Annotated in this window: 1 protein-coding gene; it reads right to left on the bottom strand. The window is 51.5% G+C overall.

The window, feature by feature from the left end:
* Window positions 1-80: 80 nt before the first annotated feature.
* Window positions 81-862, bottom strand: a 782-nt coding sequence (locus PDO_RS16065) for a hypothetical protein (RefSeq protein WP_007604085.1), incomplete at its 5' end; no start/stop codon positions are given.

Below are 862 nucleotides of genomic sequence, written 5' to 3'. Positions count from 1 at the left end.
GAAATTCCTGACAGTCCCCCGTTAAGTTTACGATGCCACACGATCGAATCCCGATTTGAACCCAAAAACCAGAGGGTTTATCAGTCCTGTCGCTGCGGGCTAAAACCGCCGTCCGCTTTGAGCTTCGAGAGAGCAGCATCCGGTTCATCCCAATCCGAGTTGCCCTCCTGGATTCCACTATATCGATCACGCCGTACACTGTCCCCATCGGCGCTAGCCTCGACTGGCTGGTTCACCGTACCCGCCACCTTGGCTCCAGGATCCAAATCGCTGACCATAGTACAAGTCCAATCATCGCCCGAAAATGAAGCATTCCCGTAGTCGCTGTAGTCATCCGCGCCGCCGTCAATCTCTTCCCCAGCGATGGCATCATCATTGGAAAGAAGGGCTTGCGTCTCAGTTAACTTCCCATGAGCAAAAGGGGTAGTACCGTCCGATTGTGCGAACGCGTCAACCTTCTCCCCGTTCACCTCTGTTAGGCGGATAAAATCAATTTTGACGCCAGATTGAAATGGCTGACTTGCCCAATTCACAAGGCTTCGACCTTTACCAGCAGCCCAGCCAAGGGCAATCCAACCCGATCGAAATATAGACTGAATAGAATCAGAGACTAAATTAAAGCCTTTTTTGATCTTAGCCAAACACCAGGAATTATTCGGCGCAATCGGCTCGGGCTTTTTAGCGTTTGCAGCATCCAACTGTGCCAGCACAGACGAATTAACATCCTTTTCAGGATCATCGTTCTGTGAGGCATCTTCGACCGGCACATTATTAGGTGGAGTAGTTTGCTCAAGCTTGGGCCGGACTGCGTCGGTTTCCGAGCTCACGGAACTTTCTGAGCTGCGCTGCATAGAACCTACGG

Origin of the sequence: Rhizobium sp. PDO1-076, assembly GCF_000247475.1 — a bacterium.
Classification (GTDB): Bacteria; Pseudomonadota; Alphaproteobacteria; order Rhizobiales; family Rhizobiaceae; genus Allorhizobium.
Note: the sequence above shows the minus strand (reverse complement) of the source record. Positions and strands in the feature narration are given on the sequence as shown.